A 7,146-nucleotide genomic window follows, 5' to 3' on the forward strand; every position below is an offset into this window, starting at 1 on the left:
ATCGGACCGAGTTGTTATGAGAGGGATTCCGATAACAACTCAAAAGTCTAAAACCATATCGAGTGGTTTTTTGAAGTCTTCACAGGTCTGTCAGTCACAAAATTGTCATACAAACCATGAAATCAGCCGCTTTTATGTGAGGTAGTTCACTTAATCAAGTTGCAAATACTTCTATACTTCTTTTATAGAGAAGTACTGAAGGAGGCGCAAAATAATGTTTTCAAGAGATTTTGACAAAGATCCTTTCATTGTAATTTGGGAATTGACCAGAGCATGCCAACTGAAATGCCTGCATTGCCGTGCGGAGGCACAATATAGAAGAGATCCACGCGAATTGTCTTTTGAGGAAGGAAAAGCACTGATCGATCAAATATACGAAATGAATAATCCAATGCTTGTTTTTACAGGCGGAGACCCGCTTATGAGAGAGGACGTTTTTGATATTGCAGCCTATGCGGTTAAAAAAGGCGTCCGAGTTTCTATGACGCCAAGTGCGACGCCGAATGTTACGAAGGAAGCGATCGAAAAAGCAAAAGAAGTAGGATTGTCACGCTGGGCTTTCAGCATTGACGGCCCGACTGCTGAAGTGCACGACCATTTCAGAGGAACAGCAGGGTCATTTGATTTAACTATGGAAAGAATTAAGTACTTGCATGAACTTGAAATACCTATTCAAATTAATACAGTTATATCACGTTATAATATTGATTATTTAGATGAAATGGCAAAGATGGTTGAAGATCTGGATTGTGTTTTGTGGAGCGTGTTTTTCTTGGTGCCTACAGGGCGGGGGCAGGAAAAAGACATGATATCCCCAGTTGAGCACGAGAAGGTATTCACTTGGCTGTATGACTTAAGCAAACGAGTGAAGTTCGATATTAAAACAACGGCTGCCCAGCATTACCGCAGGGTCGTAATCCAGCAAAAAATGCGGGAAGCAAAAGACCATACCGAAGAAATCGATTATCTCACTGCATTGACTAAAGAAGGACTGACAGGGTCGATTGATGGCCTTGGCAGGGCGCCAAAAGGGGTCAATGATGGAAATGGCTTTGTATTCATCTCTCACACTGGGGACGTCTATCCTAGCGGCCTTTTGCCTGTAAAGGCTGGTAACGTCAGGGAGCAGCCGCTTGCTGAAATATACAGAGATTCCCCTGTTTTCAAGTCATTAAGAAATCCCGATGAATACAAAGGGAAATGCGGCGTATGTGAATTCAGGCATGTTTGTGGCGGATCCCGTTCACGCGCCTATGCTATGACCGGTGACTATCTGGAAAGTGAACCATTCTGCGTTTACATTCCTAAAGTGTTGAGAAAACAGAAACAAAGTTAAAATGAGAGCTCCAACGCCATGGCGCTGGAGCTTAATCAATAGGCTATGCTAAGGCTATAGTGATTTTAATTCTCTGCAACCTAAATCAACAGCCGTTTCTTACCCATCCACTAAAAAAAACGAGTGAAGCTAGCAGCCTCACTCGTTTTCTTATTCAAATTGTAAATGAATATCAATCTATACTGCAAAACACTGCCGGACAGTTTTCACAGCCGATTTCCTGACGTAAATAGTCAACGTCGTGTACAAGGATTTTACCTTTTTTGATTGAAATGATTTCTTCACGCTTAAGCTCATTCAGGATTCGATTCGTGCTTTCACGAGAAGTGCCGCAGAAGTTCGCCAGCTCCTGGTTTGTTAACGGAAGGTCGATGAGGATGCCGTTGTCTTTTTGCAAACCGTAACTGTTTGTCATACGAATCAGTGTCGAGAACAATGCACCTTTTTTTCCGTTCAGTACAAGGTCGCGAAACTTCGTTTGTGTTTTGCGGAAATGGTCGCTCATCCATTTCATGAATTCGAATGCAAGCGATGGATTCTGGAATATTTCCTTTTCAATGACATCTTTTCTGATGGCTGCAATCTTGGCATCTTCTATGATAAGGGCGCTAAGAAGATATTTTGGAGCATCCGTAAATAAAGTCAATTCGCCGCAAATATCGTTTTCCCCGCAAATTCTAAGGGCGAGCTCACGGCCATCTTGTGTGACCTTGCTGATTTGGACCTTACCTCCAAGAATCAAATAAAGTTCCTCTGCTTCCATGCCTTCCTGGAACAGATATGATCCCTTTTTAACTTGGATCGTCCTGTCAGCAAACTGGAGCAATTCTTTGATTTCAATCGAATGAGTTACTTTATGTGCATGTAGCATGGTCATCACCCTTTTCATTTTTTAAGAGGTAAAACTAATGTCTGGCTCACGTGTCAAAGTATTTATTGTCACAATAATAACACCGGCATAGTGTTAACTAAATACAGGAACGGTAAGTGTCAAAATGTCGTCACATTCTAGGACCTTTTTGTTCACATTTTCGAAACAAATTGCTCTAATTTTATTATATCGATAAACAAAGGCAGATAATTTACATGTTTGAAGACATCTGTGACGGTTTATTGAACATACAAATAGGTGTGAAGTTCGTCACATCTAAAAGCTTGTGAATTTTTTACGATTTACCCATAGAAAGCTGCTATGACAATTTCAAAGCCATTAGGGAAATAAATTAGTAAGCTCAAAGGGGAGAAAAAATAATGAAAACACAAAAAGTTCAGCTTCCGTTGCAAACACTCAGTCTTATAGCGGGGTTCATGGTATGGGTAATCTTATCCTCATTAATGCCATTTATAAAAGAGGATATCCAAATGTCAGCAAACCAGATTGCTATGGCGACAGCAATTCCTGTTGTTCTAGGTTCTGTCTTAAGGATTCCCATTGGATACTGGACAAACAAGTATGGTGCCCGAAAATTATTCTTTATCAGCTTTACATTGCTGCTTTTCCCAATCTATTTCATCAGTCTTGCTGATTCGTATACGGATTTGCTGATTGGCGGATTGTTTGCAGGAATCGGTGGAGCTGTTTTCTCAGTAGGTGTTACATCACTGCCAAAATATTATCCTAAAGAACGCCACGGCTTCGTCAACGGTATTTATGGAGTTGGTAACCTCGGGACTGCAATCTCAACTTTCTCAGCTCCAGTTCTCGCCTCCCAGCTCGGATGGCAGGCAACAGTCAAGTTGTATTTGATCCTGATGCTTGCCTTTGCATTGCTGAACTTCATGCTTGGAGATAAGAAGGAACCAAAAGTAGTCACACCTCTAGGAGAACAAATAAAGAGCGTCTATAAAAATCAAAAGCTATGGGCATTGAGCTTATTTTACTTCCTGACCTTTGGATCTTTTGTAGCCTTTACAATCTATTTGCCTAACTTCCTTGTAACCCATTTTGATCTTGAAAAAGTGGATGCTGGCCTAAGAACTGCTGGCTTTATCGCACTTGCAACATTTTTCAGGCCGATTGGAGGATGGCTGGGAGATAAATTCAATTCTTTCATCATTTTGATGTTTGTATTTGCCGGTTTGACGATTTCAGGAATCTTGTTATCATTCATGCCATCTCTGACACTTTACACGATCGGCTGCCTGGCAGTAGCCATCTGTGCAGGAATAGGTAATGGAACAATCTTCAAGCTTGTCCCGCTCTATTTTTCCAAACAGGCAGGAATCGTGAATGGTATCGTTTCTGCAATGGGTGGATTGGGAGGCTTCTTCCCTCCGCTAATGCTCGCATTCTTGTTCAACCTGACTGGACACTATGCAATTGGATTCATGGCATTATCACAAGTAGCACTAGCAAGCTTGATCATCGTATTCTGGATGTATTACCAGGACAAATTAAGCCTGGCAAAAAATATTATTGACCATACGATTGAAGGTGTCATGATCACGGATGTAAAAGGAAATATCGAACAAGTTAATCCAGCCTTCACTACGGTGACAGGCTATACCCCGGAAGAAATTATCGGGAAGAATCCGCGCATTCTTCGTTCAGGTGAGCATGAAGAAGACTTCTACAATGATATGTGGAAAGCGATCAAAGAGAATGGCTTCTGGCAGGGAGAAATCTGGAACAAGAAAAAGAATGGCACGATTTATCCTGAGTGGCTGACAATCAGTCCTGTAAAAAATGATGCAGGAGAAATAAAGAATTTTGTCGGCATGTTCAGTGAGCTAACTTTGAAAAACAAATAATATAGCTCTTTTAAAAACTGCATTAAATGGTTTAATGCAGTTTTTTCCATTCCCTATAAATTGACAACATCATGACAATTAAGGGTAAAAAACACTACCCAGGCAGTTTTTATGTTGTAATATATATATATAAAGAAAATCTACTATTTAAATAGAGGACTAATCATGTTAGTGTGAGAATATTAGATGAATTGCATTTGTAGCTGATATTGATCACTTATCCTACTTCTCTAATTGGAGTTGACGCATATGGTAAAAAACATAATCAAAGACCAGTTAAATAGACCACTACGAGATTTGCGTATTTCAGTAATAGATCGCTGCAATTTCCGCTGCCAGTACTGCATGCCTGCAGAAATATTCGGACCAGACTTTGCTTTTTTACCTAAAAGTGAGCTTTTGACTTATGAAGAAATTGAACGAGTGGCAAAATTGTTCATTGAACTTGGGGTTGAAAAAATCAGGCTTACTGGCGGAGAGCCTCTGCTTCGGAAGGATCTTCCGATTCTCGTCCAAAAGCTGAATGAGATTGAGGGCCTAAAAGATATTGCCTTAACAACAAATGGAGTTCTTCTGCCAAAATATGCAAAACAGTTGAGAGCTGCTGGGTTGAAGCGTGTCAATGTCAGCCTCGACAGCTTGAAGGATGAGCTTTTTGGAGAAATCAACGGCCGGAATGTGGGCGTTGGCCCTGTGCTCGATGGCATAAAAGCAGCTAAAGAAGCTGGCTTAGGTGTGAAAATCAATACTGTCATTAAAAAAGGGCTCAATGATTCTGAAATTCTCCCTATGGCTGAATTCTGCAAAAAGGAAGGCATTGAGTTACGCTACATCGAATTCATGGATGTAGGCAGCACCAATGGCTGGAAAATGGATGATGTTATCACAAAGAAGCAAATGTTTGATATTATAAGCGAGCATTTTGATTTGGAGAGGGTAGACCCTGATTACTACGGGGAAGTTGCAAAGAAATACCGCTACAAAGGTACTGATATAAATGTTGGATTCATTTCATCAGTTTCAGAGTCCTTCTGTTCGAGCTGCACAAGATCGCGGCTATCGGCAAACGGACAATTGTTCACTTGCCTCTTCAATGGAAATGGCCATGATATCCGTGATTTCATGCGAGACGGTGCTACCGATGAAGAACTTCGGGCACGCATAACAGATATCTGGAACCATCGTACGGACAGATACTCTGATGAGCGGACAGCGGAAACAGTTGCAAACAGAAAGAAAATTGAAATGTCTTATATAGGCGGCTAAGACTCCTTCGGGGGTCTTTTTCTTTTTAAAAGGGGATTATTGTATGCGGAGATAGCGATCTTTGAGAGGAAAATCTTTTTATATCCCATATGATGTATTTGAAGTCCCAAGCCTTGATTGAAGAAATTAAGGTGCAACCGCTTTTCTCAAAGCTAATAATGGGCATACTATGTTTCCGAACAACTGGATTATGGGTATAGACAGAATCTAATATATCTTATTTATGATTTGGAGAATGCCTGAATGCTTAAAAGAAGAATAGAATTTTTATTTGTATTTATTTTGATAGCCTGCATTTATATCGTGTTTTTCACTGGCTTAAGCCAAATTGTCAAGAGTGGAGCCATTATCGTTTATGCCGTCATTATTTTAATCAGCATCTATTCGCTGGTGCTGGAAAACCGATCTGCTCAACACACACTGATGTGGATGTATGTCTTGATCCTATTTCCAGTAGTAGGTTATTTCTTTTACTTGTTTTCCGGACAGCTATACTTAAAGGGTTATTTATACAAAAGTAAGCGAACTCGGGACCGGGATGAATGGGAAAAAATAATGAGAAAGGAAGAGTCTCGTGACTTATCCTTCTTAATCGATAATCAGCAATGCTTTGCGCAGTATGCCAAGAATGCATCATTCACACCCATTACTACAGGGTCAAAAGCAAAGATCCTTAAAAATGGGGACGAAACTTTCTCGGAAATTAAGAAGAAGCTGAAGGAAGCTCAAAAATTCATTCACATTGAATATTATATTTTTAGGTCTGACCGGCTTGGACAAGAAATCATTGAGATTCTTATAGAAAAAGCGCAGCAGGGAGTTGAAGTGCTGTTCATGTTCGATGCGGCTGGCAGCATGAAATTTGCCGCAAAAGACCTGAAGGATATGCTAGATGCCGGAATCAAGGCACAGCCATTTTCTCCGCTAAAATATGGCTTTTTCAATCAGAAATTCAACTTCCGAAATCATCGGAAAATTGTGATCATCGATGGGGAAATTGGTTTTGTCGGTGGCTTGAACGTCGGAGTAGAATATCTTGGAGAGGATGAAAACTTTGGGTTCTGGCGCGACACCCATATGGTGCTGACGGGTGAAGCAGTATATACACTTCACAACGTGTTCCTGCTCGACTGGGAATATGTCAGCGGCGAGAGAGTTATTGAGAATTATCCTGCCGTTCAAAAGGAGGATAATGACGATGTACTGGATGGGGCGATCCAGGTTGTAGCGAGCGGACCTGATACCCAGCAAGGAATCATGAGCGATTTTTATTATACAATGATGTCATGCGCGACAAAATCCATTTGGATAGCGACGCCATATTTCGTACCAGATGAGGCGATCCGCACGGCTTTAAGAGTTGCGGCAGCAAAGGGAATAGAAGTGAGGATCATGGTTCCTGAAATCAATGACAGCTACTTGACTCAGTACGCTAGCCGTTCCTATTTTTCGGAATTATTAAGGAGTGGGGCGGAAATCTATTCCTATAAGAAAGGCTTTCTGCATCAAAAGGTGATTATTGTAGATGGAAATATTGCGTCAATAGGAACAGCTAATATGGATATGAGAAGCTTCCACCTGAACTTTGAGGTGAATGTTTTCCTTTTTGGCACAAGCTCGATCAGGGATCTTGTCGCCCATTATGAAGAAGATATGCTCGAATCAGATAAAATCAGTCCAGTTCAATATTATAAACGCGGTTTTATGGAAAGGTCGAAGGAGTCTTTTGCAAGGCTTTTTTCAGGAGTGTTATAAGAAAAGACCTCATCATAACTGAACTGTGCCCCCTTTTA

The 7,146-nt window shown here is 40.8% G+C and carries 5 protein-coding genes; 4 read left to right on the plus strand and 1 reads right to left on the minus strand.

The window, feature by feature from the left end:
- Positions 1-214 precede the first annotated feature (214 nt).
- Positions 215-1,336: a TIGR04053 family radical SAM/SPASM domain-containing protein gene (locus V7201_RS19290; RefSeq protein WP_335378385.1), complete on the plus strand. Its 1,122-nt coding sequence runs from the start codon at positions 215-217 to the stop codon at positions 1,334-1,336.
- Between the two features lie 172 nt (positions 1,337-1,508).
- Here V7201_RS19290 and V7201_RS19295 read toward each other — a convergent pair whose 3' ends face one another.
- The gene (locus tag V7201_RS19295; RefSeq protein ID WP_335378386.1) at positions 1,509-2,207 is read right to left on the minus strand and encodes a Crp/Fnr family transcriptional regulator; all 699 of its coding nucleotides are present in this window, start codon (positions 2,205-2,207) and stop codon (positions 1,509-1,511) included.
- A gap of 380 nt (positions 2,208-2,587) precedes the next feature.
- Between V7201_RS19295 and V7201_RS19300 the strand changes: the two genes are divergently transcribed.
- The 3 genes from V7201_RS19300 (at position 2,588) to cls (ending at position 7,108) form a co-directional block, all read left to right on the plus strand.
- Complete coding sequence (locus tag V7201_RS19300) at positions 2,588-4,087, plus strand: nitrate/nitrite transporter (RefSeq protein ID WP_335378387.1); 1,500 nt, start codon at positions 2,588-2,590, stop codon at positions 4,085-4,087.
- Between the two features lie 249 nt (positions 4,088-4,336).
- A complete protein-coding gene (gene moaA, locus V7201_RS19305; RefSeq protein ID WP_335378388.1) occupies positions 4,337-5,353 on the plus strand; it encodes a GTP 3',8-cyclase MoaA in 1,017 nt (338 codons plus the stop codon).
- A 243-nt stretch (positions 5,354-5,596) separates the two neighbouring features.
- On the plus strand, positions 5,597-7,108 hold the full coding sequence (cls, locus tag V7201_RS19310) for a cardiolipin synthase (RefSeq protein WP_335378389.1): 1,512 nt from the start codon (positions 5,597-5,599) through the stop codon (positions 7,106-7,108).
- Positions 7,109-7,146 lie beyond the last annotated feature (38 nt).

Origin of the sequence: Bacillus sp. JJ1122, assembly GCF_036964885.1 — a bacterium.
Taxonomy (GTDB): Bacteria; Bacillota; Bacilli; order Bacillales; family Cytobacillaceae; genus Mesobacillus.